This window comes from Comamonas sp. SY3, assembly GCF_041730275.1.
Lineage (GTDB): Bacteria > Pseudomonadota > Gammaproteobacteria > Burkholderiales > Burkholderiaceae_C > Comamonas > Comamonas sediminis.
In genome coordinates this window covers 1-26,214 of record NZ_JBGTYN010000010.1, presented here as the reverse complement: position 1 = coordinate 26,214, position 26,214 = coordinate 1, and the positions used below count along the sequence as shown (strand labels likewise).

The 26,214-nt window shown below is 66.3% G+C and carries 19 protein-coding genes and 1 pseudogene; all 20 read right to left on the bottom strand.

The window, feature by feature from the left end:
- Nucleotides 1-15 precede the first annotated feature (15 nt).
- Nucleotides 16-1,446 (bottom strand): sigma 54-interacting transcriptional regulator, encoded by a 1,431-nt coding sequence (locus ACCQ08_RS14225; RefSeq protein WP_373450191.1) that lies wholly within the window; start codon nucleotides 1,444-1,446, stop codon nucleotides 16-18.
- A 45-nt stretch (nucleotides 1,447-1,491) separates the two neighbouring features.
- Nucleotides 1,492-3,336: a TadG family pilus assembly protein gene (locus ACCQ08_RS14220; protein ID WP_373450190.1), complete on the bottom strand. Its 1,845-nt coding sequence runs from the start codon at nucleotides 3,334-3,336 to the stop codon at nucleotides 1,492-1,494.
- Between the two features lie 14 nt (nucleotides 3,337-3,350).
- Nucleotides 3,351-3,857: a TadE/TadG family type IV pilus assembly protein gene (locus ACCQ08_RS14215; RefSeq protein ID WP_239811755.1), complete on the bottom strand. Its 507-nt coding sequence runs from the start codon at nucleotides 3,855-3,857 to the stop codon at nucleotides 3,351-3,353.
- The gene (locus ACCQ08_RS14210; RefSeq protein ID WP_373450189.1) at nucleotides 3,854-4,405 is read right to left on the bottom strand and encodes a TadE/TadG family type IV pilus assembly protein; all 552 of its coding nucleotides are present in this window, start codon (nucleotides 4,403-4,405) and stop codon (nucleotides 3,854-3,856) included. The genes ACCQ08_RS14215 and ACCQ08_RS14210 overlap by 4 nt, the downstream gene beginning before the upstream one ends.
- A 24-nt stretch (nucleotides 4,406-4,429) precedes the next feature.
- On the bottom strand, nucleotides 4,430-4,876 hold the full coding sequence (locus ACCQ08_RS14205; protein ID WP_373450188.1) for a DUF3613 domain-containing protein: 447 nt from the start codon (nucleotides 4,874-4,876) through the stop codon (nucleotides 4,430-4,432).
- A gap of 18 nt (nucleotides 4,877-4,894) precedes the next feature.
- Nucleotides 4,895-5,914 carry a tetratricopeptide repeat protein gene (locus ACCQ08_RS14200; RefSeq protein ID WP_373450187.1) on the bottom strand — a complete coding sequence of 340 codons (1,020 nt, stop codon included), beginning with the start codon at nucleotides 5,912-5,914 and terminating at the stop codon, nucleotides 4,895-4,897.
- Between the two features lie 2 nt (nucleotides 5,915-5,916).
- A complete protein-coding gene (locus tag ACCQ08_RS14195) occupies nucleotides 5,917-6,909 on the bottom strand; it encodes a type II secretion system F family protein (RefSeq protein ID WP_373450186.1) in 993 nt (330 codons plus the stop codon).
- Nucleotides 6,910-6,998: 89 nt separating this feature from the next.
- Nucleotides 6,999-7,979 carry a type II secretion system F family protein gene (locus tag ACCQ08_RS14190; RefSeq protein ID WP_373450185.1) on the bottom strand — a complete coding sequence of 327 codons (981 nt, stop codon included), beginning with the start codon at nucleotides 7,977-7,979 and terminating at the stop codon, nucleotides 6,999-7,001.
- Nucleotides 7,976-9,301 (bottom strand): CpaF family protein, encoded by a 1,326-nt coding sequence (locus ACCQ08_RS14185; RefSeq protein WP_373450184.1) that lies wholly within the window; start codon nucleotides 9,299-9,301, stop codon nucleotides 7,976-7,978. The genes ACCQ08_RS14190 and ACCQ08_RS14185 overlap by 4 nt, the downstream gene beginning before the upstream one ends.
- An 8-nt stretch (nucleotides 9,302-9,309) precedes the next feature.
- Nucleotides 9,310-10,761, bottom strand: a complete 1,452-nt coding sequence (locus tag ACCQ08_RS14180; protein WP_373450183.1) for a CpaE family protein — start codon at nucleotides 10,759-10,761, stop codon at nucleotides 9,310-9,312.
- Between the two features lie 4 nt (nucleotides 10,762-10,765).
- Nucleotides 10,766-12,163 (bottom strand): type II and III secretion system protein family protein, encoded by a 1,398-nt coding sequence (locus tag ACCQ08_RS14175; protein ID WP_373450182.1) that lies wholly within the window; start codon nucleotides 12,161-12,163, stop codon nucleotides 10,766-10,768.
- A 99-nt stretch (nucleotides 12,164-12,262) separates the two neighbouring features.
- Nucleotides 12,263-13,303 carry a Flp pilus assembly protein CpaB gene (cpaB, locus tag ACCQ08_RS14170; protein ID WP_373450181.1) on the bottom strand — a complete coding sequence of 347 codons (1,041 nt, stop codon included), beginning with the start codon at nucleotides 13,301-13,303 and terminating at the stop codon, nucleotides 12,263-12,265.
- Between the two features lie 125 nt (nucleotides 13,304-13,428).
- Nucleotides 13,429-13,998, bottom strand: coding sequence for a prepilin peptidase (locus ACCQ08_RS14165; RefSeq protein WP_373450180.1), 570 nt, complete (start codon nucleotides 13,996-13,998; stop codon nucleotides 13,429-13,431).
- 7 nt (nucleotides 13,999-14,005) lie between these two features.
- Nucleotides 14,006-14,182: a Flp family type IVb pilin gene (locus tag ACCQ08_RS14160; protein ID WP_373450179.1), complete on the bottom strand. Its 177-nt coding sequence runs from the start codon at nucleotides 14,180-14,182 to the stop codon at nucleotides 14,006-14,008.
- Nucleotides 14,183-14,263: 81 nt separating this feature from the next.
- A complete protein-coding gene (locus tag ACCQ08_RS14155) occupies nucleotides 14,264-16,153 on the bottom strand; it encodes a TolC family protein (protein WP_373450178.1) in 1,890 nt (629 codons plus the stop codon).
- A gap of 3 nt (nucleotides 16,154-16,156) precedes the next feature.
- Complete coding sequence (locus tag ACCQ08_RS14150; protein ID WP_373450177.1) at nucleotides 16,157-17,485, bottom strand: HlyD family type I secretion periplasmic adaptor subunit; 1,329 nt, start codon at nucleotides 17,483-17,485, stop codon at nucleotides 16,157-16,159.
- Nucleotides 17,482-19,358: pseudogene (locus ACCQ08_RS14145) on the bottom strand (peptidase domain-containing ABC transporter). Before ACCQ08_RS14145 ends, ACCQ08_RS14150 begins: the two are co-directional and overlap by 4 nt.
- A gap of 300 nt (nucleotides 19,359-19,658) precedes the next feature.
- Nucleotides 19,659-21,206 (bottom strand): hypothetical protein, encoded by a 1,548-nt coding sequence (locus tag ACCQ08_RS14140; RefSeq protein ID WP_373450176.1) that lies wholly within the window; start codon nucleotides 21,204-21,206, stop codon nucleotides 19,659-19,661.
- Nucleotides 21,207-21,272: 66 nt separating this feature from the next.
- Complete coding sequence (locus ACCQ08_RS14135; protein ID WP_312463360.1) at nucleotides 21,273-21,791, bottom strand: OmpA family protein; 519 nt, start codon at nucleotides 21,789-21,791, stop codon at nucleotides 21,273-21,275.
- Between the two features lie 101 nt (nucleotides 21,792-21,892).
- On the bottom strand, nucleotides 21,893-26,214 hold a 4,322-nt coding region (locus ACCQ08_RS14130), incomplete at its 5' end, for a hypothetical protein (RefSeq protein ID WP_373450175.1).

Below are 26,214 nucleotides of genomic sequence, written 5' to 3'. Positions count from 1 at the left end.
GCTGGGTTTGCAGGGTCACAGGGGCAGGTTATCGTTGGCTTGCGCGGCGGCTGGTGCCAGCGGCACCAGCGGTTCACCGTCCGAGATCTGGTACTTGCGCATCTTCTCCCACAGCACCTTGCGGCTGATACCCAGTTGCTGCGCGGTGTGCTGGCGCCGCCAGTCGTTGGCATGCAAGGCCTCGATGATGCGGTTGCGCTCCTCCAGGTCCCAGTTGCTGCGGTCGGCCAGCAGCGGTTCGGCGGCATGGGGCTCCAGCGGAAAGGTGGTGGCCGACAGGCTCTGGGCCTGCAGCAGCAGCCGCTCGGTGGCGCCACCGGCATGCCAGTCCTGGGTCTGGCGGGCGGCCACGCCAACGCGCTCGGCCAGGTTGCGCAGTTCGCGCACATTGCCGGGGAAATACATTTGCGCAATCGCGTCGAGGATGAACATCGGCGGCCCACCCAGGCGTTCCATCATCTCCTCGCCCACCACCTTGCGCAGGATGCTGTTGAAGATGGCCAGCTTGTCGACCTCGCCACGCTCTTCCAGGCTGGGCATCTGCAGCTCGATCACCGCCAGGCGAAAGAACAGATCCGCCCGGAAGCGCCCGGCATGCACCAGCTCGCGCAGCGATTTGTTGGTGGCCGCGACCAGGCGGAAATCCAGCGCCACCGGCGACGTGGCGCCCAGCCGGGTCACCGTGCGCTCTTCGAGCACGCGCAGCAGCTTGACCTGCTGGTACAGCGGCAGGTCGGCGATTTCGTCGAGAAACAGGGTGCCGCCATTGGCCTGCTCGAAAAAGCCCTTGTGCGCCGTCACTGCACCGGTGAACGAGCCCTTCGCATGTCCAAAGAACAGCGACTCGAACAGGCCATCGGGGATGGCGCCGCAGTTGACGACGACAAAGGGCCCCTGGCCGTAGTGGGTATTGCGCTCATGCAGGCGCTCGGCAATGCGTTCCTTGCCGGTACCCGTCTCGCCAAAGATCAGCACGCTGTGCTCGCAGTCGGCAAAGGTGTCCACATCGCGCAGCAGCGCCAGCATGCATTCGGCCTCGGCGATGATGTCGTCGCCACGGGGCTGCTTGTGCCTGGTGCTTTGCAGCCGCCGCACAATGCGCACCAGCATCGCCCGCAGCTCCGCGCCGGTAAAGTCAAAGGGCAGCACATGGGAGTACTCGGTGGCATAGGTGCCCGGTCCTTCGCCACGCGGTTTGGCGCTGACCCACAGCACCGGCATGCCGCCAAAGTTGCCCTCGATCCCCTGGCGCGTAAATCGCGCTCCTTCCAGCACCGACACACTGACCACGGCAATGGCGTTGCCGCCCTGTGCCACCACGGGCGACAGGGTCAGGCCATCGGCGCGCACCACGTCCACATCCAAGTTGACCATGCAGCGCTCCACCCGTTCTGCAATGTCCGCTTGGCCTTCCCAGACGTAGATGACCAAATCGTTCTGATTCACGTTCTATTCCCTCGGTTCTTCATGTCGCTGCGCTCACTCCTGTCCTCATTGCACGATCTGGGCGGTGTCGCACTGGATGCCCAGCAAATCCACATTGGCGCGGCCCAGCTCGATGCCCAGGCCCTGCAGCAGCAGGTCCAGTGCGCCGCCGATGGTGTTGAGCAGCGGGGCGAGCAACGCAGTGACCACCGTGACGACCACGTTGAGCAGCGCATTGAGGCCGCCCAGCAAACCACCCAGCAGCCCGCCCAGCAGTCCCCCCAGCACACCGTAGTACTCGGCGTTCTGAATGTCTCCAACCAAGCCTGGCACCTGCTTCAACAGGTTGCTGACGGTGGTGCCCAGTCGCAGCCCATTGGGGCCGCTGGAGCGCTCCACATCCACCTGCATGCCGACCAGGCACTCGTCCACATTGCTGTTGTTGTAGGGGCAGGCCTGGGCATTGGGCGCCGAGGAGTAGGTGGCGCCTTGCAGCACGGACGTGGACAGCTTGCTTTGGACGCGCAGCCCGCCCAGCAGGTTGAGCAGGTTCAGGTCCACCAGCTCGGTCTTTTGGCACACGCCGTTGGCATCGAGCTGGCCAATGCAGACATCGCCAATCGCCGAGCGCACGGAGATATTGGCGCGCCGGTCATTGCGCGCTGGCGTGCACTGGATGGCTTCGAGGGTGCCGGTGCTGCGCACCAGGTCCACCTGAATGGGGATGTGCACCCGAATGCCCAGCAGATTGCCCAGCAGCGCCGTCAGCAGGCCGGGAGTGCTGACATTCTTTTGCTCGCCGATATTGACGGTCAAACGCACCTGGGCACTGCGCGCCTTGGTCTGGCCATTGGCGGGGCCGATGGCGTTGCGCGGTGGTTCCACCACGGTCAGGTTGGCATCCAGAATGCCCGGCAGCCCCAGGCCCACCGCCACGCTGTTGCTGCCATTGGCAGCGAGCAGGTGGGTGCGCACCAGGTCACCCAGGCCGATGGCGGCATCGAGCCCAGCGCCGATGGGCGAGGCCGCGCCGCCCGCAGAGATGATCGCCAGCAAGCCCTTGTCTCCCCCCAGTGGCAGCCTGACGTTCGCGATCTGGAAGGCGGCCAGGTAGGTGCGCAGATCGACCAGGGCAGCGATATCCACCTCGGCATTGAGCAGGCTGTCGCTGCCGGCCTGGATCGCGGCGTCGATCAGGTCGATCACCGAGGCATTGACGTTGGCCAGGTCATTGGGGGTGAGCAGCGCCAGGTCATTGACACCAATGGGCAGCCCCAGCACCTTGAGCAGGCCCGAGGGCGTGATCTTGGCATTGGCGATGCCGTCCTTGTCGAGCACGGTGAGGCGCTGTATATCCAGCCCCACCAGCGCGGTGATGCGCCCGAGCAGGCCATTGTTGTTGAAGCGCAGCAGCTGCGATCCGATCGAGAACGCGGCCACCGGTTCGCTGTCCTTGGCTGCGGTGGCAGCGGCGGCCACCACCCGGGAGCCGATAAAAGGCACCAGCTGCAGCACCTCGCCTTGGAGCTGCACGCGCACGGCATTCATCGGGCTGCTGTTGAGGCCGAAGCGCAGCGCATCGGCCTTGCTGCTGTCCCAGTGGCCGCAGTCAATCGTGCGCTGTTCGTTGTTCAGCGACAGGCGCATTTGGGTGGTCACGCTTTGGTTGGCCGCTGTCCGGCCCAGCCCGCAGGTCGCAGAGTTGCCGTAGGTGATGGCGTTGACGGCTTCGAGCGCGGCCACATCGGCGATGCGCTGCAGATCCCGCTTGGCGTAGTACATATAGCCGATCTGCACGGTGCCCAGCAAGGTGACCAGCACGGCAGCGAGCAGCGCAAACTGCACCAGCACGGCGCCGCGCTGGGCCGCAGGTATGGGGTGTCGTAGGGAAGGGGCGCTATAGGCGGACATGGTGCTGATCCTCCTCACAGCAGCGATGCAAAGTGCACCACGCTTTTTTCATAGAGCTGCCGTGGTTCGGTAACCCAGGCGCTTTGCGTGCCGAACAGTGGCGCGAGCTGGTAGCGCAGCTCAAATGTGGCACTGCCGGTGCCTGTGCTCGGGCAGGCCGCTTGCCATTGGATGGCGCCCACCGTCAATTGGTCTGCCACCGTGCCCGGTATGTCACTGCGCTCCAGACTGGAGCGCACCGATTGCGCCACCCGCAGCTGGATGGTGGCGCGGTTGGCCGCTGCCTGCGTGGGATGGCAGGGGTCGCTGACCCCCGCTGCCAGCACGCCCAGAATGGCGCGTGCGCCATCGCCCGCTGCCCGGGTGAGCGACTGCTGCGCCTGGAAAGCGCGCCAGTACACCGTCACGCCCAGCAGCATGACGACCATGAACACGGCAATCAGCGCGAACTCGATGGCCGCAACGCCGCGCTGGCGCCGCGGCTGCGCGCTGGTGTGCAGATACAGGCGGAGCTGCTTCATAGCATCCTCCTGTCCACCAACAGGCTCGCCTGGGCCTGCAGGCTGGCGGGCAGCAACAGGCCGAAACCGGGAATCGCCGGCGCAATGGCGCCCTGGCGGTAGTTGGCGATGCGGTAGCTGACCAGCACCAGGCAGGGAGTCTCGATATTGCAGTCGAGCGCCGGGTTCAACGCCGTGTCCTGGTTGCAGGCGGTGTCTGTCAGGTGGCAGAGCGTGAAGTTGATATCGCTCTCGGCCGGTCGGAGTTCGGCCGGCAACCAGTTGAGCGCGTTGGCCGTGGTGCGGCGCGCCTGCAGGCTGCGGAAGGCCCAGGTGGGCGGGTTGCTGCCGATGATCGTGGAGCTGGGGTAGCGCAGCGCAGCGCGGGCGCCTTCTTCCACTGCATACTGCATCGACTGGCGCACCAGAAAGGTCAGCCCGTAGCAGACGATGCCGTAGAGCAGTGCAAAGAACACCGGGAAGATGATGGCCCACTCAAGCGCATACACCCCGCGCTGCTGGCGCGAGTGCCTGCAGCGGTGCATGGATGAGGTGGGGTGCGGGCGCATCGCGGGCTCCTGGACGGCGGGGACTTACTTTTTCACATCCAGGCCGGTCTCAAAGCGCTCGGGGATCTTGGTCTCGAAGCTCTTCAAATAGCGCTGGTAGCTGCGGCTGGCCTGCTCGCCATCAATGGGGCGAGGGTGAACGCCCGGTGATGCCGTCTGCATGGCCAGAAGGCGCTCGGTGGCATTGCCGATGACGATGGGGCGGCTGCGCCAGATGACCGGGTTTTCCAGCGACGGGTTGCTGTTCTCCGTGGCCAGCGGGATATAGGGCTGCGTGGCGGGTGAGGCGCGCTCGGGAATCTGCACCACCGGCGCTTGCCGTGTCATCTCCAGGCTGGGCACCTCGGCCTCGACCGATACCACAGCGCGGCTGGATTCGGCATGCACGTCGAATGCCGAGAGGCCGGCACTAGCAGCCAGGCCCAGCATCAGCACGGAACGCCAGGTGGGGAGAGAAAGAGACTGAGACATGGAGTACTCCTGGTGGTGCTAAGGCGCGATGGGGCGTGCCGGGGATGCGGTGATGGGTTGGCTGTCGTTGCCAGCGGCCGTACTGCGCAAGGCCGTGGGCAAGGCAGGCCCAGGTCCCGCCGCTGGCACTTCGGATGGCGCTGCTGCCGGGGTTACAACAGGGGCAGCAGCCGGAACGGTCAGCGGGCTGGTGGCAAGCGCGGCACTGTCCACCAATGGCGCTGCAGCAGCCGGTGTGGGCGAGGGCAACTCACCGCCATTGCGCCGGCGCATGGCGGTCTGCACCGTCTGCAACTGGGCCTGCAAGGTCTGCATCGAGTTCGCATCAATCAGCGCGGGCACATTCTTGGCCGCGGGCTGGCTCAGCCGCTGCAGCAGTTGCGAGGCCTGCGCCTTCTGGTCGCTGGCCATCAGGTAGAGGGCCAAGTTGAGCTGCACCCGCGCATTGCCGGGGGCCAACTGCGCCGCTTGCAGCACCGGCAGATGGGCGGCCTCGGTCTGGCCATCCAGCATATGGGCATAGGCCAGGTCGCTCAGTACATCGGCATCGATGGGGTTGATCTGGCGTGCCATCTCCAGCTGTGCAATAGCGTTGGGGTACTGGCCCTGGCTGGCATACAGCAGACCCAGGCCGCGCCGGGCACGTGCGACCGTGCTGCTGTCAGGATCGGCCAGCAAGGCCTGGTAGCCCTGTTCGGCCAATTTGCCTTGCCCGGTGTTGCGCAGCGCATCGGCGCGCATCAGCCGGATCTGCGGCTGGCTGCCGTACTGGCGCTCAAAGGCCTGCGTGTGTGCCAGCGACGCATACCACTGGTTGGCCTGCTGCATCTGGCGGATCAGGTTCAGATAGGTCTGCTGCGCATCGATCTGGGTCAGCTGCGCGGCTTTTTCCATTTGCTGCTGCGCCTGGGCGGCCGTGCTTTGCTCGGCAGCGCCATAGCCTTGCGGGCCCTTCGAGGCGCAGCCGCCCAGCAGCGTTGCGGCCAAGGCCAGCAGCGGTAGGGACCGTGTTCGGGTGTTGCGGTGGGTCTGGCGCATGCTTATCGCCCTCCAATGGATGACAGGGAGCGGATCACCGCCGTAAAGCCGGGGCCTGCGGTGATCACAATCAATGCAGGGAGCAAGGTCAGCACCATCACGCCGGTCATCTTGACGGTGATGGTGCCGATCTTTTCCTTGAAACTGGCCTGGCGCTTTTCACGCAGCCGCAGGCTGAACTCGCGCAACGGCTCTTGCACGGCGCCGCCATGCCGGTCCACCTGTACCAGCAGGTTGACCACGGCACTCATGTCGTCGTCGGCCCCCAGCATGGCCAGGCGCTGCAGCGACTGCTCGCGTGTGCGGCCCGAACTGTAGAGCCGGTTGGCCAGGCCCAGCTCGGCGCTCAGCACCCGCAGCACGCTGCCAAACTCGGTCGCCAGAATGTGCAGGCTCTGATCAATGCTCAGGCCCACACCTTGCAGCAGCCGCAGCAGGTCCACAAACAGCGGCAGCTCCTCGACCACCTGCTTGCGCCGGTTATTGGCCTTGGAGCGCAGAATCCATTTGGGCAGCATCAGGCCCAGGCTGAACGCTGCAAAGCCATAGAACACGGCCTTCATACCTTGCGGTTGCAAAAGCAGAAGCACCAGCGCGGGCAGCAACAGGCAGAGCACGGTGCGGCAGCCCACAAAAATGAGACCACCTCGGCCAATGTCGATGCCCGCCTGCTCCATGAGTTTGCGGTCCTCTTGGGCGAACAGCGCCTTGGCCAGTCCTGTCTCCAGCCACGCCGGTGGTTGGAGGCGTTCGAGCACCTGCTGGGCTGCTTCTTGCTCAGTCTGAACTGCCGAGGTAACCAGCGGCTGCAGCCCCGGCATCGGGAACGGCTGTACTACCGCCGCCGCCATGGCCTCGCGCTGCTGCAGCAACTGTGCCACCCGCTGTCCGGTGCGTTCGGCGCGGTGCTGGCGCAGCAGCAGCCTGCCGGCAAGCATCAGCAGACCCAGTGCAGCGAGCGCCAGGCTGGCGATCCACAGTTGGTCGGCGTTCATAGGCACTTCCTTGCGCTGGACACGTGCGCAGACCGAGATGCGTCGTGGCGGTGTAGTTGGCAAATGGATCGGAACATCTTGGGCCTTCCTTACTTCAGGCGTGCCAGCCGGTACAGCAGGAAAGAACCAAATACCTCCAGGCCGGCTGCGGCAAAAATCATCTTCTGACCGGTGCCGTCGTTCCACATGCGCATGAAGTAGCCTTGGTTGAGCAACATGATCAAGGTGCCGACAATGATGGGTAGCAAAGCCAGCACCCAGGCGGACAGACGCACCTCGGCCGACAGCGCATGCAGTTCGCGTTCGGCCGATTGGCGGTCGCGGATATAGGCCGATACGCGTTCCAGCACCTGGTCCACCCGGCCGCCATAGCGTGTGCTCATGCGGAACACGGCGGCGAGCAGGCCAAACTCGGGCAGTTTCCAGGTGCGCTCCAACTGCGTCATCGCCTGGCCCAGGTCGGGCGAGACGCTGAGCGAGGCATTGACATGCTGCAAGGCACTGCCCAGCGGCTCGGGCACATTGCCGCTGGCAAACTGGAAGGCTGCGTGGGGCGAATTGCCGATGGAGATCAGGCGCACCATATTGTCCAGAAAGCCGGGCAGCAGCGAGAGCATCTTGGCGCGGCGCTTGCTCACCCGGTGCCAGATGCCAAACCAGGTCAGCAATGCATAGACCCCCAGCACCATCATTCCCAGCAAGGCGCCTGCTTGCAGTGCAACCACAAATGCGAGTACCAGGCCCAGCCCGGCGATCATCACCACGCCACGCGGGCTGATGCCCCAGGCGCCATAGCCCAGGTGGTCATACAGCCACTGCCGTGCTGACGCCGAGCTGCCGGGTGCGCCCGCCAAGGCTGTGGAGGCGCGCGGATCGGCCACCATGCCAGGCATCGGTGCTGCCGCAACGCCTGCCATCAGATCGCGCTGGATATCGCGGCTGCGCTGCAGGTGGCCGGTAATCGATTGCCGCGCCTGCTGCTGGCGCGCACGGGAGAACAGCCAAAGCGCCAGGGCCAGCAGCGCGCAGGCGAGGGCGGCGATGACCAGGACGGCGGGGTGGATGTTCATCGTGGCCCTCCGCTGCTGCCGGGCTGCTGCTGGGCGCGCCACCAGGCCAGCAATTTGGGGGAATGGGGGGAGATGCCCATGGACACCCATTGGTCTTGCTCCTGGCCATCGGGCCCGATCTGGGCCTCGTAGCGGTAGAGTTCCTGGGTGGAGATCATGTTGTCCGTCATGCCGGTCACCTCGGTCAGCGACAACAGGCGCCGGCGGCCGTTGGAGAGGCGGCCGATCTGCACGATGAAGTCCACCGCATTGGCAATCTGGCGGCGCAGGCTCACTTCGCTGCCCTGAAAGCCTGCAAAGCCGGCCAGCATCTCGGCGCGGTAGAGGCATTCGCGGGGCGAGCTGGCATGGATAGTGCCCATGGAGCCATCGTGGCCGGTGTTCATCGCCTGGAGCAGCTCCAGCACCTCGCCGCTGCGCACTTCGCCGACGATGATGCGGTCGGGCCGCATGCGCAGGCTGTTGACCAGCAGGTCACGGATGCTCACATGGCCCGAGCCATCAAAGCTGCCCGGCCGGCTCTCCAGCCGCACCACATGGCTGTGGTTGAGGGCCAGCTCGGCGGTGTCCTCAATGGTCACGATGCGCTCGTTGCTGGGGATGAAGCTGGCCAACGCATTGAGCAAGGAGGTCTTGCCCGAGCTGGTGCCGCCGCTCACCAGAATGTTGCAGCGGGCCTTCACCGCCATCTCCAGAATGCGGCAGATGTCTTCGTTAAAGCTCCCCAGCTGCACCAGGTCCTTGGGCGTCAGCGGATCCTTGCGGAACTTGCGGATCGAGACCGTGGGGCCGTCGATGGCCAACGGGCCGATGATCACATTGATACGGCCACCATCGGGTAGGCGGGCATCGACCATGGGGCTGGATTCATCCAGCCGCCGGCCCAGCGGCGCCAGAATGCGCCGCACGATGCGCAGCACATGCTCGTCGTCCTTGAAATGCGAGGCCTCGCGCTCGAGCATGCCGCCGCGCGAGACATAGAGATCCCGGTAGCCATTGATGAGGATGTCCTCGACCCTCGGGTCTTCGAGGAGCGGCTGCAGCGGGCCCAGGCCGGTCAGTTCGCGGCTGAGCGCCTCGCCCACCTGGCGGGCCTCCTGTTCGTTGACCGGCACCGCATGCAGGCGGATAAAGCTGTCGAGTTCGAGCTTCACAAACTGCGCAATTGCCGCCTGTGACCAGCGGCCAAACTCCGCCCCCAGTTCCTCAATGCGGCTGAGCAAATGCTCGTAGACATGGTTCTTCAGATCGGCGAGCAGCTGGGCATGCTGCAAGCTGTCGCTGGTAGCGGTGGCGGCGTTGGTGTAGTCCGGGGTGGTCATGGTCGTGTTCAGTGGCCGCGCAGGCGCTGGAGAAGGGTTAGCAAGGGGCCTGCCGCACTGCTGCGGTGGCCCGGGCGCTGTGGGTGGTGCTCGGCCAGCAGCTGATCAGCCAGCTGGGCGACGGCCTTCACATAGGGTTCGCTGCGGCGCTGCGCCTGCAGCAGCTGGCCACGGTTGACCTCCTGCATCAGCGGTCGGCGGCGCTCCGGAATGCGGCCCAACAGTGGCAATTGCAACTGCGCCGCCATATGGGTAGCCGCCAGCTCCAGGCGGCTGTCATGGCGGTTCACAAGCAGTTCGATGCGATCGGCTGCAACGCCCATGGCCTGCAGCTGCTGTAGCAGCTCGGCCGTCCAGACCACACTGGCCACGCTCTGGTCGCAAACCAGCCACACCTCGCTGGCCTGCGGCAGCACCTCGGCCATTACCGGCACCGGAGTGTCGGCGCCCAAATCCAGCACCAGGTGCTCAAAGTACTGGCCCAGGCGCTGGACCAGCGCGTCAATCTCGCCGGCCACTGGCGGCGTGGCATGGCGGGGCATCGTCAGCAGCCGCAGGCCGCTGGGGTGGCGCGACAGCGCACTGGCCGCCATGCGCTTGTCCAGGCGGCGCTGCTGGCTGAGCGCATCGGCCAGGCTGAACTCGCCCGGGGTGTTCAGGTAGATGGCGCAGTCCCCGCCCGAGCTCCCCATGTCCAGCAACAAGGTGTGCAAGCTTTGCGCATCGGCCGCATGGCTGGCGGGCGCTGTGGCTTTGGCGCCATGGGCCGGGCTCAGGCCTTCTTGCAGTTGCCAGGCCAGGTGCGATGCGAGCAGGCTGCAGCCCAGGCCGGCGCGGGCCGAGAGCAGCGCGGTGATCGGGGCGGTGTCCGCGCGGCGGTGGTCAACGGCAGCGGGGCGTGCCAGCAACTGGCTGACCACGCGCTGGGCCGGCTCCAGCGGTGCATCCAGATCCAGAAAATCCTGTACGCCCGCGCGCAGCGCGGCCAGCAGGCATGGGGCCTCCTGCGCATGCCCGATTGCCAGGCGAGGGATATGCGGGAATGCCTGCTGCAGTTGCGCCACCAGCGCCGTAGCGGCATCGACATTGGCGCCATCAAACTGCACCAGCACGGCATGGGGCTGCAGCTGCCGCACTTGCTCGGCTACCGTGTACAGGCTTGGGGCAACATGGGGCTGGGCGCCGCCCAGCAGTCGCTGCATCCAGACCAGCGCCAGTGCGCCTTGCGGCGCGGGCGCTTGCACCAGCAGCAGTGGCACCGTGGCGGCGCTGTCGGCCGTGTGGTCGGCATGCGCGGGTACCTGTGTCAGCGAGGGAGGCACGGCGCGCAACGCGGGGCGCTCGCTGGCATCTGCCGGCGCAGGCCGTGCCTGGCCGGGCCGGGGCGTCAGCAGGTCGGCCAGCGAGGGGCTCTCGGGCGCGGGGCCTGCGCTGTGGGGGGCGAGAGAATCCTTGTTCATGGCATCAGTACGAAAAGCCGGGCAGGGGCGAGTCGGCATAGGGCGCACCCACGGCATAGGGCGCCCACACGCGGCCAGCATTGGGCAGTTCCTGCTGGGCACCAGGCAGCAGGGCCTCCAGGTTGGTGCCTGCCGGCAAAGGCTGCACCAGGCGTGGCGTGACGATGATCACCAGCTCGGTCTCTTCCTGGGAGTAATCCAGATTCTTGAAGAAGGTGCCCAGGATGGGCAGGTCACCGAGCAGCGGCACCTTTTTGACGTTGGACAGGGTCGAGCGGCTGACCAGCCCGCCAATGACAAAGCTCTCGCCGTCGGCCAGCTCGACAAAGGTGTCGGCCCGGCGGGTGCGCAGCGCGGGCACCGAGATATCGTTGATGGTGACGCCCTGGGTGTAGTCCAGGTCGCTGGCCTCGGGCGCCACCTTCAGGGCGATGCGCTCATTCGACAGAATGGTCGGTGTCAGCTGCAGCTTGACGCCAAACTCCTTGTACTGGATGGAAATGCTGTTGCTGCCGCCGCTGGGCACGGGAATGGGGATTTCGCCACCCGCCAGAAAGCTCGCGGTCTGGCCGCTATGGGCCACCAAGGTGGGCTTGGCCAGCACACGTGCCAGGCCATTGCCTTCCAGAAAGCCCAGTTGCGCGGTAATGCCCCGGCCGCTGAAGGCGCGGCCAAAGCCGAGCACCAGGTTCATCGCACTGGCAATGGCCGAGGTGCCGTTGTCGCCGCCGTTGCCACCACCACTGCTGCCGCTGGACGAGCCACTGCTGCTGCCATTGCTGCCAGGGGTGTAGACCCCGAACTGGAAGCCATGGTCATTGGCGCCACCGCTGTTGAGCTGCACGCCCGCACGCCGCATGGCCGATTTCTTGAACTCCACCACCTGTACATCCACCTGCACGGTATTGCTGCGCACGTCCACCTTGGACAGGTCGGCCAATGGCGTGCCTTTGGGGGCCAGGGCGGCCAGTTCTGACGAGGCACGCGCGTGCTCGGGGAGGGACTGCAGGCGGCGCTCCAGCAAGAGGCGCGGGCCGCTGACCACGATGCTCCAGGTATGCGGTTCGCCCTGCGTAGGCCAGACCATCAAGGTCGTGCTGCCAGCAGCCTTGGGGGTCAGCAGCAGCTCGGCATGGCGGGTGGGGCGCTGGCCCGCTGCCTTGCCTGCGGCAGGCTTGCCGGTCTGGGGCAGTTCGCCCAGCACCTGCACATCCAGCACCGCAGGGTCGCCAATGGCGATGCGTGCAATGGCGATACCGGGTTTGAACAGCTGCTGCTGGCCTTGCACCAGTGCCAGGGGCTGCACGTTCATGGCAGCGGGGGCCACCGGCTGGGCCTGCACGGCCAAGGTGCCGGCCAACAGGGGCAGCCAGGCGGCGGATGCGAGTGCAGTGGTTCTCATAGTCGTTTCCCTCGTCTGTCTCGTTCTGGTTCCGGGCCCTGCGGGTCCGTGTGCGCCTGTGGTGGCGCGGACGGCCGGGGCTGACAACCCCGGTCGCCCTCAATAACGTACGGTCTGCGCGCTGGCGCCCTGGTAGACCTCTACCGTGCGCAGCGGTACGGACGGGGCAGCAGGTGCCGCAGGCGCCTTGGCGTGCGTGACGGCGGGCGGGCGGCGCACCGGTTTGCTGTCGGCGCCCGTTGCCAGGTCCTTGAAGCGCAGGCCGGCAAAGGAGCGGTCCATGTCCTGCAATTGCTCGCCCTTGGCCAGCTTGCCCGCTACCGGCTGCAGCACGGTAGGCAGCGCGGCAAACAGCGCCGGGTCGGGCACGCGGCTGTCATCAGGGTGGCGCAGCGCCAGGCTCAGCTGGCCGTATTTCTCGGCCAGAGTCAGGCGCTCGACATCCTGCAAAGGAACGGCCAGCACGGCGGTGGCTGCGTTGCGCGCCGCCTGGGCATCTTGCGTATTGCGCCGGGCCGCATTGGCGCTGCTGCCGGTCTTGGCGGCCTCTTGCTCGTCCTGCTGGCGCTGGGCCAGGGTGGGCGGTGGGTTTTCCACACTGGCTGCGCCATAGGCCAGCACACGGGTGCGCGCCAGCAGCAGCCGGGTCTGGCTGTCCACCTCGGCGGCGTCGGTCTTGCCATCCAAGGTAAAGAACACATCGACAAAATCGCCAGGCCGCACATGGTGGCCAGCGGCCATGGCCTCGCGGATGCCGACGGACACTGCGCGTTGGCCGGGTTCGACCTGCAATGCCAAACCGCTGATCAGCTGCTGTTCAAACAGCGGTGCATCGGGCACCAGAGCCATCGTGGTGGTGCGGCCCAGCAGTGCATCGGTCGTCGAGAAACTGGACGCTACCGCCACTGGCAACTGCGCAATCTTGATATCGTCGGCTACCAGGCGCTGGCCTGCGGCAATGGGTTTAGCTGCTACCACGACTGCGTGGGTAGGGGCAGGTTGGCTGGCAGAGGTGCCGCTGGCCTCGGTTACGGGTGCCACGGGACGGTTGGCCGTCTGGCGGCCCAGCAGCAAGGCGCCCAGGCCCAAGGCCAAGGCCAGTACCAGCAGCAGGCCGGCAAGTATCTTGGTGAGGTTCATGGTCGGAGGCTCCTGGAGGTTGAACGCGGCATATGCTTTGCTGTCGCGGCAGCGCATGCGGCCCAGCGGGCGACAGCAAAGCACATGGAAAATGGATAAGGTGTGAAGGCCATATCTGCTCGCCTTTATCCGGTGATGGGGCCTGCATTGCGCATCAGCAGCACGATAGCCACCAGCGCCATATAGCCTGCATAGGGGATGCTGCGTGCGGGGCCTGATGGGCGGTTGGATGCAGCGGCATCTGCTCCAGTGGTAGTAGCGGGTTGCAGCAGCGGTGCCCAACGCACAGGCAGCTTGGCCTGCAGCATGGCCCCTTGGGGACTGCGTACCAGGCTGCGCCAGGCCAGCACTGCCATGCCATGGAAACCGGCCAACAGGCTGGCTCCGAGCCAGATCACCAGCAGGTGCGCAGACAGACCAAACCAAAGCCCAGCTATTGCCGCAAACTTGACATCGCCTGCACCCATCCAGCGGATGGCATAGAGCGGCAGCAAGGCGGCAAAGGCCACCGCCATTCCCGCCAAGCCTTGCCAGGGCAACAGATCGAACGGTTGCACACCTCTGAACAGTGCTGCCAGGCCGGTTGCCAGGCCGAGCAGCACCATCCAGTTGCGCACCTTTCGGCTGCGCAGGTCCATCACTGCTATGGCGATGAGCCATAGCAGCAGGATCCAGGTGAAGGCAGTGGATGCCATGACGAGATTAGACCGTCATGCCACTCAGTTTTGCACCGATGGCATTGAAAAGACTACTCAAACCGCCTTCCAACGTGCTCAACGCTGCAATCAGCGCCACAGCAATCAGCCCCGCAATCAACCCATACTCAATGGCGGTCGCGCCTTCTTCATCGTTCCAGAAGTTCTTGATGATGTTGGTCATGATGCTCTCCATTTACATAGCCCAGCTGAAAAACAGTGGCAGGCGTGGGCAAGCGCCTGTCGCTGTGGAAACCCGTACCTCTTACCAGCGCAGAGCGCGTGCTGCACCGGGGCCTTGCGGCTGGCTGAGCAGCTGCGCGTCCCATCGGTGGTCCAGGCGCAGCGGCAGGTGCTGTGCCGTCAAAACAGGGGGGGCGGTAGAGGGTGTGCCGGGCCGGGCAGGGGCTGCGCGGCTGCTGGCCAGGGGCGCGGGGCCAGGGCCGGCAAAGGGGCGCTGCGCAGCGGCAGGCGCGGGGGCATTCGCAGAGCGCTGGGCAAATAGCTGGTCCAGCCAGTGCTCGGGCAAGTCGCGGGGCAGCAACTGGCCGGTGGTGCGGGTCAGGCGCAGTTCATTGATGCGCTGGTCATACATGGCGTCGGCGGCGTCCAGCATGAGGCGCTGTACGTCGAGCTGGGCATCTAGCACCTGCGACAGGTTGCCCCGGCCCACTTCCAAGAGGCGCCGGTAGCCGTCAAAGGCGGCGCTGGCTTCGCGCAAGGCGTCGCGCAGCTGGGTTTCGCGCGCGCGGCCCGCTTGCCAGCGGCCCCAGGCCGATGAGGCAGCCTCATGCACCTGGCGGCGCACGGCTTCTTGCTGGGCCTGCTGCGCCTGCAGCTCGCTGATGGCCTTGAGGATGCGGTCGCGCAGCTCAAAGCCATTGCCAAAGTTCCAGTTCAGCTCGACGCCATAGCGCGTGCCTTCGGTATAGAGCACGCTCTTGGGATCGCGGGTGTGCGAGACGACGGCCGCAACCGTGGGCCAGCGCTGGGCCTTGCTGCGGTCCACCTCGGCCTGGGCGCGCGCGATCAGGTGAGCGATCTCGCGCAGCTCGGCGCTTTGGTTTTCGGCGGCCAGCAGCGCGGCTTGCTCATTGGTCGGCACCCAGAAGCTGGGCACCTGGGGCTCGGGCAGCCACGACAGACTGGGGATGTAGTTGAAGTAACGGGTAAAGCGGGCCTGCGCATCGATGCGCTGGGCTTCGAGGGCATTTTGCTGGGCCAGGGCGCTGGCGCGGCGCGATGCGGCCTGGCGCAGGTCATTGCGGCCGACGGCACCCAACTCGGCGCGGCGCTCCTCCACCCGCGCCAGCTGGCCGATGATCTCGGCCGATTCGGCGGCAATGCGGGCCTTGGTCTGGAAGCGGTGCAGCTCCAGCAACGCAGACAATGCGTCGAGCAGCACATTCTGGCGCGTGGTGTAGAGGGCGCTGCCTTGGGCCGCTTCCATCGCCTGCGCCGATTCGATGCCGGCGCTGATGGCGCCGCCGTCGAGCAGGTTCATGCGCACCTCGGCATTCACTGCCGTGTAGGAGCTGCGGCGCTTACCCTGGGGCAGTGCCGCATTGCCGGCCGAGGTGCCGAGCTTGAACGTGGGCCAGCGAGCGCCCTCAGCGGTATGGGTGTCGTAGCCCGCCGATTCCACCGCGGCGCGCGCCTTGCGCACATCGGGGTGGTCGCTCAGCATGGCGTAGAGCGCGGCCAGCAGTTGTTGTTGGGATGCGTTGCCCGCCAGCGTGCCGGGCATCAGCTTGGGCGCCATCTGCAATGCGGCAGCCGGGCTGGCGTTGGCGGGGGAAACGGGGGTGTTTGCCGTTGGAGCAGGCCGGGCTGCGGAGGCCGTAGGTGCCGCATGGCTGGCCATTTCAGGCGCGGAAACGGGGCTTTCAAGCGCAGGCTCAGCCCCTTGCACGCGCAGCGGCATCTCCAGCACCGGCGGGGCATCGTGCAGGCTGCTGTCCTGCGCGGGCACGGTGCCATCGGAGAAGCCCTGGGCCTGCAGATCACTGCCCGCCAAGGCCATCGTGAGCGCACAGACGATTCCCCAGACGGTAGAGCCCTGCGGCTCGGCACGTGCTGGGCAAGCCAGCCGGGGCTGCGCAGCCAGGTAGTGGGCTGGCTGACAGCTGGGGAGAAGAGGGGCAAAGAGGCGCATGGCTCAAGGCTCCCGGAAAGCTTCGCTCTGGATATGCAGCACGGGGCGCAGCAGGTACCAGATAAAGGGCTCGCGGCCCAGCAGCAGATCCAGCTCGGCCTGCATGCCGGTGGTGATGCGGTTGTCCTTGCGGCCGACCCAGGGCTGGGCCAGGCTGGCCTGGATCCGGAAATACGAAGGCGCATCGGGCACGTTCGGATCGTGGTCGGCATCGGCCGATACCAGCGTGACCTTGCCGGGCACAAAGCCATAGCGCAGGTAGTCATAGGCACTGACCTTGGCTTTGGTGGCCTGGCCGGCGCGCACATAGCCCCGGTCGGCCGGGTTCAGTCGCGCTTCGACGATGACCTCGTCCTTGTCGGGCACGACTTCGAGGATGGCTTCGCCAGGCTTGACCACCCAGCCCGCACCCGAGCTGCGCAGCCCTTTGACGACGCCGTCGGTTGGGGCCAGCACTACGGTGCGGCTGCGCTGGTTGCGCGCCCGGGACAGGTCCTCGCTCAGGCTGAGCAGTTCGCGCTCGGTCTGCGCCAGCTCTTCGGAGGCACGGCGCCGGAACGCGCCCTGGGTTTCGAGAATCTTGGCCTGCGCCTGCTCGACCTTGGCACGGTTGCTGACCAGGCTTTGCGTGGCGGCCGCCAGATCGGTGCGCACCAAGGTCAGCGCGCGTTGCTTGTCCAGCACTTCAAGCTGGCCGATCAGTTGCTCGGCCGCCAGCTGCTGGGCGATGGCGGCCTCTTGCTCATGCAGCGCCAGGCTGCTGCGCAGACCGTCAATACGGGCCTGGCTTTGGGCCACATCACCTCTGGCCTGCAGCAGCATGGCCTGGCTGGACGCGAGACTGCCCTGGTATTCCAGCGCGCGCGACGAGAACGCGCCCAGCTCGGCACGCACGATCTTGTTCTCCAGCTCCTTGGGGAAGTCCGAGGCCTTGAGTGCCTGGCCCTGGCTCTCGGCCGTCAAGCGCGTGCGGCTGGCCTGCGCAGTGGCGCTGCGGGCCGTCAGCTGCTCCAGGTTCAGGCTGCTGCCGCCCAGGTCAATCTCCAGCAGCGGCTCGCCCTTGTGCACTTCCTGGCCTTCTTTCACATGCACGGTGGTGACAATGCCGCCCTCCAGGTGCTGCACGGTCTGCACACGGTCCGACGGAATCACCTGGCCGGCGGCGACCACGACGTTCTCCACGGGGTAGAACAGGCCCACCATCACCAGCACGGCCAAGGCCGCCAGTGCGATACGGCGTTGGTTGCGGCCGGGTGCGGGTGTACCGGGATCGGGTGCGCGCTCCAGGTTTTGCAGCACCTGGGGCAGGTCGTGGAGGGAGCGGGCCGTCATGATGCCAACTCCTGGGCCTGGGCCGGGCCGGATGCCGGTGTTGGCTTGGCGGCGGCAGCAGCGCTGCGCGATGCGGTGGCCTCATTGGCAGCAGCCGCTGGCTTGTGGCTGACGCCAAAGAGCAGCGGCAGCATCTGCTCGGGCTGGCCCTGGTCGACCTGGCCATCGCCGCGCACGTGGTAGATATGCTGGGCAAGCGATGCCACACGCAGCGAATGGGTGACGATGATGACGGTGTGTTTGGCCGCAATCTGGCGCAGCGTCTGCAGCAGCGCGGTTTCGCTCTCGAAATCGAGGTCATTGCTGGGCTCGTCCAGGATCAGTACCGAAGGGTTGCGCAGAAAGAGCTGGGCCAGACCGAGCTTGCGCAGCTCGCCGGCGGACAGGCCCGCGCCGCCTTCGCCAAGCACCGTCTGGTAGCCCTGAGGCAACCGGCTGATGAAACCGTGCGCACCGGACAGCTGGCAGGCCGCCAGAATCTGGCCGTCATCGGCATCGGGGCTGACCATGCGCAGGATATCGACGATGGGACCACTGAACCAGTAGGTCTGCTGCGCGAGGCAGCCGACCCAGCGGCCCAGGTCATTGCGCGGGAACTGCGCCATGTCATATTCGTCGATCGAGATGGTGCCCTGCGTGGGCTGGTATAGACCGGCGAGCAGCTTGGCCAGCGTGGATTTGCCGGCGCCATTGCGGCCCAGGATTGCATGGATGCCGCCGGGGCCGATCTGCAGCGACACGTTGTCCAGCGCCAGATGGCCCGATGGGTACTGGAAGCTGGCCTGTTCCAGGCGGAACACACCGCGTGGCCGGGGCAGCGCGATGCGTTGGCTATCGGGCTCCAGCGGCTCCTCCAGCGCATCCTGCAGGCGCGCAGTGGCCTCATTGGCGCGGGCCAGCGAACGCCAGTTGCTGGCCAGCTGGGCAATCGGGCCCAAGGCCTTGCCCGACAACAGGTTCACGGCCATCAGGCTGCCGATGCTCATCCACTGCGCATTGATGGCCAAGGCACCCACAGTGATGACGGCGACCGAGAACAAGGTCAGCAGCACATGGCTGGTTTCCTTGGCGTTTTCCATCTCGCCGTTTTTCTCGAAGCTCTCGGCCAGCCAGCGGTCATAGCCGGACTGCCAGGCCTGCTGGGCTGCTGCGTCATAGCCCAGCACCTTGAGCGTGCCGCGTGCATTGCAGATCTCGGCCGTACCCCTGTCCAGCTGGCGCGCCTGCTCGACTTCTTCGACCCGGCCGCTGCGCACCTCATCGGCCCACCACCAGGCCAGCACCGCCAGGATGACCATGGCCACGACGATCACCGGCAGCACCGGCCAGGCGATGATGCCGATCACGATCAGGGCGAGCAGGGCCATCGGCAAATCCAGCACCGACGAGGCCACGCCGCCCGAGATGCACGAACGCATCGCGCCGACATCGCGGAACAGCTGCAGCCATTGGGTGGCTGAGCGCTGCTCCAAGGTCAACAAGGGGTGGCCCAGCATCGAGCGCATCAGGCTTTGCGAGACTTCGCGGTCGATTGTGGCGCCGGCTTCCCGCAGCGCACGGGCGCGTTTGCGGCGCAGGTACAGCTCCAGCGCCAGCATGCACAGCACGCCGGCGACCATGGCCGTCAGTGTGGCAGTGCCGCCGCGTGAAATGACCCGGTTGTAGACCTGCAGCAGGAAGATGGAGGGCAGAAGGCCGAGCAGACTGATGGGCAGGGACAGCCAGACGGCCTGGTGCAAATGGCCTTTGGCATGGGCGAACGAGTCGCCATCGCAGAGGCAAACGGGCTGGCGGTCGCCGCTTCGGCCTCCTGGGCCTGCGCCGTGGCTTCGGTGCGTGACACCAAGGCGCGGGGTAGCAGGTACTCGATCATGTAGGTCTCTCCCAATTCCTCTCAGCTATCCACTGCTGCACTGCACAAATACTCTTATCTATTTATTTGTTTTTGTTATTAAGTCGTAGAACCAACCGCTGTTTGGTTCACCCATTGCTCTAATTTACTTTGATTTTTATCAAACATATCCCGGATGGTAGGTGGTAAGAAATTGTATTTTTTTATGGCAAATGTCACCCGCCCAGATACTTAATATAGGGTTTGATTAAATATTGGCGGAGCGGAGTGGTTGAAGTTTTTTTCTATGTAAATGTTCAACAAATTAATAGTGCTTGCTAATCAAAAATTGATTAATTGCGGGACAGCGATATGGTGAATCCACTGGTAGCTGCGCCAGCTGCTGGCCTGGGACGGATCGGCATGCGCAAAGGGGTCGATAAACGCGGTGTACTCGCGGGTGTCGGGCGGTAGAAACATCGCTGTTTCCGGGTGAATGCGTTGCGGCAGGTTGGCGCGCAACGGCTGGCGCAGCGCTGCGAGCCAACTGCAGCTTTGCAAATGGCGGCGTGCGGTGGCCATCGCCGGTTGCAAGGCCAGCTCGGCCACGGCAATCACGGACCAATCGGGTTGTGGTGCAGAAGCACCGCCATGGGCGAGCAGATGCCACTGCAGCCAGTGCCGGGTCAGTGCTTCCAGCGCCGCCATCTCGGGCGCCACCATGCGGGCGGGGCTGGCGTCACTGTGCAGGCCGGTGTTGCTCGCCGGTACGGCAGTGCCTGCCGCAGCTAGTGGCCCAGCGGCGCCCAGGCAGCCTGCATAGGCGGTCAGTGCCACCAAGCGCCAGGCGGGTGCCAGTGCGGCCGGTTTGGGTGTGGGCAACGGGGGTTGCAAGTCGCTTTCGGGCAGCGGCTGATGGGCTGTTATGCGCCGGGCCAACTGCGCCATTGCGGGCATCACGCTGTCCAGCGCGTCGGACTCGGCCTGCGCATAGCGGGCCAGTACCAGCAGGCACAGCGCATGGTTCAGGTGCTGCGCGCGCTCCGCCTGTTCGTCCCTGATGTATTCGCACAGTTGCAGCGCGGCGCGACCCAGCAGTTGGGACAGTCCACGCTGCGGCATTGCCGGGCCGTCGTCCGCCTGCTGCTGGTAGTGGTGCTGTACCAGCAGCAGCGCATAAAGCCGCGCGCAAAAGGCGTCCAAGCGCTCGCTGCTCCAACTGTCTGAGGCGGGCTCGGGCGCGGCCAGTGCTTGCAGTATCGCCAGACTGGGATCTCTCGGCTGGGGGCCGGCAGTGGCTGCTGCGGCTTCCAGCGGCCCGCTGCTGCGCGACGGACCGGCTCCCGCGCGTGGCAACGGTGTCAGGCTGCCCTCGCTGTTGACCAACAGCCCTTGCAGATGCAGCAACCAGTGCGCGCGGGGCAGGCTGTCTGGCTGCTGGGCGCCCGCCGCCAGCCAGCTGCGGGGCGCTGACGCCGTTGCAGGCCAGTGCTGCGGTGGTAACAGCTGGACCTGCTCCAGGCTCTCATCGGCCAGCGCCCAGGCCGATACGGCGGGCTGCGGCCCCGGTAGAACGGAGGCGGCGGCTTCCGACGCGCTGATTTGCAAGGGCCAGTCGATGCGCAACTCCAGGCAGTCAAGGCTGCGGCTCCAGGCCCATTGCCGCACCTGGGTCGAGCCTGCGCGCCACGCGGCATCCAGGGTGGCGCGCCGCACATAGAAGGTGGCCACGGGCTCACCCGGCGTGGCCACGCTCAGCAGCAGGATGCAATCACCGAAGGGCTCGGGCAGCGGGCTGGTGCGGGTTTTCAGGTAGTCCAGGCCCAGGCCCAGTTGCTGGACCAGGCTGGGCTGTGTGCTCCAGCGGTGGGGTGCTTGGTGCGCCAACACGGGGCCTCCAGGGGGCTGAGACAAGAGAATCGGCATGGCGCGGTTGCGCGCCATGCCGTGCGGCGCTTAGCGGTACTCGAACTCCACCCGGCGGTTGCGCTGGTGGGCCTCTTCGCTGGTGCCGGTATCGGCCAGCCGCTCCTTGCCGTAGCTGACGGCTTCGACGCGCGCGGGATCGATCCCCAAGGTCTGCAAGCTGCTGCGCACCGACTCGGCCCGTTTTTGGCCCAGCGCCAGGTTGTATTCAATGCCACCGCGTGCATCGGTGTGGCCTTGCAACGTCAGCGATTGGCCGGGGTTGCTGCGCATCCAGCGGGCATGGCTTTCCAGAACCGGGCGATCGGCGGGACGCACCGTGTAGGAGTCAAAGTCGAAATAGACGATATGGGCGGTATCGGCCGGGCCTTTTTTGCCGGGCTGTGCGGTGGCCACGACCGGCGCCACGCCCGATTGGGCAGGTGCTTGCGCCGGTTTGGGCAGCGCGTAAATGTGTTCCTCGCGTTTGGCGGTGGTGGAACTGGTGCCGCAGGCGGTGAGGCTCAAGGCCAGTGCGGCGGCAACGGAGAGAGGTAAATGTTTGAACATGGCAATCCTTGATCGGGCCCGGCGCTTGCCTGTTGCCAGGCAAGCGCTGCGAACCCATGGGGCACAAGCGGGTCACTGCTCAGCGCGGGGAGCGCTGTGCATCAGGCTGCCTGGTGGTGCAGAAGGTCCTGCGGCAGCACGCTGTGTGCATCGCCACTGGTCACGCTGCTGATGGCCGTAGCCACCGGCTGCAGCGCACTGCCTGCGCTGCTGGCCACGAAGTGCGGCGCTGCCGTGCCCCCCAGCAAGCCGCCCAGCAGGCCTTGTCCGCCGAGCAGACCGCCGACGATGCCTTGTTCACCGGTGATGCCGGACAACAGGCCGGTGTTGCCACCCAGCAGGCCGCCGACGACGCCGTTGTCGCCCAGCAGGCCGCTGACGAGGCTGCCGTCGCCGGTCAGGCCCGCCAGCACGCCGCCCGTGGTGCCATCGGTCGAGCCAAGCACACCGCCGAGCAGACCGTCAACAACACCGCCCAGGTCTGCTGCGCCGCCACCCGAGGTGGCACCGCCCAGCCCTGCCACGACTTCGTGCACGGTAGAGAGCACCGGCTCGAGCGCCTGGCCTGGCACCTGGGTCAGGCCATCGGCGACTGAGGTCACCACACCAAGCGGGCCACCGCTGGTGCTGGTCAGGTCCTCGGCGACACTGGTGACCGGTGCCAAGACGCCGCTTTGCGGATCCAGCAAGGTATCAACCACGGCGTTGACCGGTGCTGCCACCGTGCCACTGACCAGATCGCCCACCACGTTTTGCGCGGTGGTCACCAGACCGCTGCCATCGGCGCCGCCCGAGCCGGAGCCCAGCACACCGCCCAACAGGCCACCGTCACCGGTCAAGCCGCCCAGCAGGCCGCCTTCGCCAGTGACGCCGGAGAGCAGGCCGCCGTCGCCACCCAGCACGCCGCCAAGCAAACCGCCTTCGCCGGTCAAACCGCCCAGCAAGCCGCCGGCCGCGCCACCCGATGCGCCGCCGCTCAGACCCGCCACCACATCGTGCACCGCAGAGACGACCGGCTCCAGCGCCTGGCCAGGCACTTGCGTGAGGCCGTCGACCGCCGAGGTCACGAGGCCCAGTGGGCCGTTGCCGGTGTTGGTCAGGCCTTCAACGATGCTGGTCACCGGCGCCAGGACGCCGCTTTGCGGATCCAGCAGGGTATCGACCACCGCGTTGATGGGCGCTGCCACCGTTCCGCCGACGAGATCGCCGACCAGGTTTTGTGCCGAGGTGACCACGCCGCTGCCATCGGCACCGCCGGAGCCGTTGCCCAGTAATCCGCCGAGCAGACCGCCTTCACCGGTCAGGCCGCCGAGCAGGCCGCCTTCACCGGTCAGGCCGCCGAGCAGGCCGCCATTGCCACCGACGACGCCGCCGAGCAGACCGCCGTCACCGGTCAAGCCACCCAACAGGCCGCCTTCACCGGTCAGGCCGCCGAGCAGGCCACCATTGCCACCGACGCCGCCGCCGAGCAGGCCGCCTTCACCAGTCAGACCTCCCAGCAGACCACCTTCTCCAGTGAGGCTACCGAGCAGGCCGCCGACTGCGCCGCCTGCCGTGCCTTCGCTCAGACCTGCGACAACCTCGTGCACCGCAGAGACCACCGGCTCCAGCGCCTGGCCAGGCACCTGGGTCAGGCCATTGACGGCCGAGGTGACGACGCCAAGCGGGCCGCTGCCGGTGTTGGTCAGGCTTTCCACGACGCTGGTCACAGGGGCCAACACCCCGCTTTGTGGATCCAGCAAGGTATCCGCCACCACGTTGACAGGGGCTGCGGCCGTGCCGCCGACCAGGTCTCCGATCAGGTTTTGTGCCGTGGTTACGACACCGCTGCCGTCGGCACCGCCCGAGCCCGAACCCAGCAGCCCGCCAAGCAAGCCGCCGTCACCGGTCAGACCGCCCAGCAAGCCACCGTTGCCGCCGACGACGCCACCCAGCAGACCGCCTTCGCCTGTCAGGCCGCCCAGCAGACCGCCTTCTCCGGTGAGGCCACCCAGCAGACCGCCTTCACCGGTGAGGCCGCCCAGCAGGCCGCCTTCACCGGTCAGGCCGCCGAGCAAGCCGCCATTGCCGCCCGTCAAACCGCCCAGCACGCCGCCAACCACGGTGCCAATCAGGCCGCCACCGAGGCCGCCGCCACCGCCGTCGCCGATACTGCCCAGGCCGGCGATCAGTTCGTTCAGCGTGCCGATCACAGGCTGCAGGCCCTGGCCTTCAACCTGGGTCAGACCGCTGACCAGCTCGGTCAGTACGCCCAGTGGGCCGCCTTCGACCGAGGTCAGGCCTTCGAGCACGTTGGTGACCGTCGCCAGGGTGCCGGTACCAGGGTTGAGCAGGCTGTCGAGCAATTGGCCTACCGGTTCAGCAACGGTGCCGCCCAGCAGGTTGTCGACGACATCCTGGGCTGTGGTGATCAAGCCGCCGTCTGTGGCGCCGCCGCCCGGGACCAGACCGCCCAGCACACCGCCGACGATGGTTCCGATCAGACCGCCGCCCAGGCCGCCCCCCAAACCGCCTTCGCCAATAGTGCCCAGACCGGCAATCAGTTCGTTCAAGGTGCCAATGACCGGTTGCAGTGCCTGGCCTTCGACCTGGGTCAGGCCGCTGACCAGCTCGGTCAGCACACCCAGCGGACCGCCTTCGACCGAGGTCAGGCCTTCGAGCACCGAGGTCACCGTGGCAAGCGTGCCGCTGCCAGGGTTGAGCAGGCTGTCGAGCAGTTGGCCTACAGGCTCGGCCACCGTGCCGCCCAGCAGACCATCGACGACATCCTGTACCGTCGTGACCAAGCCGCCGTCGGTGGCGCCGCCGCCGGGCACCAGGCCACCGAGCACGCCGCCAACGATGGTGCCAATCACGCCACCTCCCAGGCCACCTTCACCCACGTTGCCCAAGCCGGCAATCAGCTCGTTCAACGTGCCGATGACAGGTTGCAGCGCCTGGCCTTCGACCTGGGTCAGGCCATTGACCAGCTCGGTCAGCACGCCCAGCGGGCCACCATTGACCGAGGTCAGGCCTTCGAGCACCGACGTCACTGTGGCAAGCGTGCCGCTGCCAGGGTTGAGCAGGCTGTCGAGCAATTGACCCACAGGCTCGGCCACGGTGCCGCCCAGCAGGCCATCCACCACGTCTTGCACGCTGGTGACCACGCCGCCGTCAGTGGCGCCACCGCCTGGCACCAGACCACCCAGGATGCTGCCGACGATCGAGCCAATGAGGCCACCGCTGATACCGCCTTCGCCAATGCTGCCCAAACCGGCAATCAGCTCGTTCAAGGTGCCGATCAGCGGCTGCAGCGCCTGGCCGTCCACTTGGGTGAGGCCATGGACCAACTCGGTCAGCACCCCCAGCGGGCCGCCTTCCACGCTGGTCAGGCCTTCGAGCAAACCGGTGACGGTGGCGAGTGTGCCATCGCTGGGGTTGAGCAGACTGTCGATCAATTGGCCCACAGGCTCGGCCACGGTGCCGCCCAGCAGGCCATCCACCACCTCTTGCACCGTGGTCACGATGCCGGGGCCATCCGTACCACCGGGAGGCGTACCGGAGCCGCCGCCCAGCAAGCCGCCCAGCAGGCCGCCAACGCCTGCCAGCAGCTCACCGAGCGGGCTGTTCTCACCCAGCAAGCCGCCCAGCACCTGGTTGACCACGCCGGGAATGCCTTCGGTAGCGGTCGGGTCGCCCAGACCGGCGATCAGCTGGTTGAGCGTCGCCACCAGTGGCTCGAGCCCCTGGTCCTGGATATTGACCAGTCCATCGACCAGCTCGGTCAGCACGCCCAGAGGACCGCCATTGGTATTGGTCAGCTGCTCCAGCACGCCGGTCACCACTGCCAGGGTTCCCGTCGATGGGTTGATCAGCGAATTGACCAGGTCCGTGACGGGTGCCACCAAGGTGCCACCGCCCAGCGCGCCCAGTACGTCCTCCACCGAGGTGATCAGACCATGCCCATCCGTCGGATCCGTAGGAGTCGTCGGATCCGTTGGGTTGGTCGGGTTGGTCGGATTGGTTGGATCCGTGGGGTTGGTGGGGTTGGTCGGATTGGTGGGGTCCGTTGGGTTAGTTGGATTGGTAGGGTTGGTCGGATTGGTAGGGTCCGTGGGGTTCGTCGGATTGGTGGGGTTCGTAGGGTTGGTCGGATCCGTCGGATTGGTCGGGTTCGTGGGATTGGTGGGATTGGTCGGATTGGTGGGATCCGTAGGGTTGGTCGGGTTCGTAGGATTCGTCGGATTGGTAGGGTCCGTCGGATTCGTAGGGTTGGTGGGGTTGGTCGGATTGGTTGGATTGGTCGGGTTTGTAGGATCCGTCGGGTTGGTCGGATTGGTGGGGTTCGTGGGATCCGTAGGATTGGTTGGGTTGGTCGGGTTCGTAGGGTTGGTTGGATTGGTCGGGTTTGTAGGATCCGTCGGGTTGGTCGGATTGGTGGGGT

Coding starts and splice junctions, on each gene's coding strand:
- ACCQ08_RS14220 (WP_373450190.1), bottom strand. CDS start 3,336: ATGTCCGCCTATAGCGCCCCTTCCCTACGACACCCCATACCTGCGGCC.
- ACCQ08_RS14215 (WP_239811755.1), bottom strand. CDS start 3,857: ATGAAGCAGCTCCGCCTGTATCTGCACACCAGCGCGCAGCCGCGGCGC.
- ACCQ08_RS14210 (WP_373450189.1), bottom strand. CDS start 4,405: ATGCGCCCGCACCCCACCTCATCCATGCACCGCTGCAGGCACTCGCGC.
- ACCQ08_RS14205 (WP_373450188.1), bottom strand. CDS start 4,876: ATGTCTCAGTCTCTTTCTCTCCCCACCTGGCGTTCCGTGCTGATGCTG.
- ACCQ08_RS14200 (WP_373450187.1), bottom strand. CDS start 5,914: ATGCGCCAGACCCACCGCAACACCCGAACACGGTCCCTACCGCTGCTG.
- ACCQ08_RS14195 (WP_373450186.1), bottom strand. CDS start 6,909: ATGAACGCCGACCAACTGTGGATCGCCAGCCTGGCGCTCGCTGCACTG.
- ACCQ08_RS14190 (WP_373450185.1), bottom strand. CDS start 7,979: ATGAACATCCACCCCGCCGTCCTGGTCATCGCCGCCCTCGCCTGCGCG.
- ACCQ08_RS14185 (WP_373450184.1), bottom strand. CDS start 9,301: ATGACCACCCCGGACTACACCAACGCCGCCACCGCTACCAGCGACAGC.
- ACCQ08_RS14180 (WP_373450183.1), bottom strand. CDS start 10,761: ATGAACAAGGATTCTCTCGCCCCCCACAGCGCAGGCCCCGCGCCCGAG.
- ACCQ08_RS14175 (WP_373450182.1), bottom strand. CDS start 12,163: ATGAGAACCACTGCACTCGCATCCGCCGCCTGGCTGCCCCTGTTGGCC.
- cpaB (WP_373450181.1), bottom strand. CDS start 13,303: ATGAACCTCACCAAGATACTTGCCGGCCTGCTGCTGGTACTGGCCTTG.
- ACCQ08_RS14165 (WP_373450180.1), bottom strand. CDS start 13,998: ATGGCATCCACTGCCTTCACCTGGATCCTGCTGCTATGGCTCATCGCC.
- ACCQ08_RS14160 (WP_373450179.1), bottom strand. CDS start 14,182: ATGACCAACATCATCAAGAACTTCTGGAACGATGAAGAAGGCGCGACC.
- ACCQ08_RS14155 (WP_373450178.1), bottom strand. CDS start 16,153: ATGCGCCTCTTTGCCCCTCTTCTCCCCAGCTGTCAGCCAGCCCACTAC.
- ACCQ08_RS14150 (WP_373450177.1), bottom strand. CDS start 17,485: ATGACGGCCCGCTCCCTCCACGACCTGCCCCAGGTGCTGCAAAACCTG.
- ACCQ08_RS14135 (WP_312463360.1), bottom strand. CDS start 21,791: ATGTTCAAACATTTACCTCTCTCCGTTGCCGCCGCACTGGCCTTGAGC.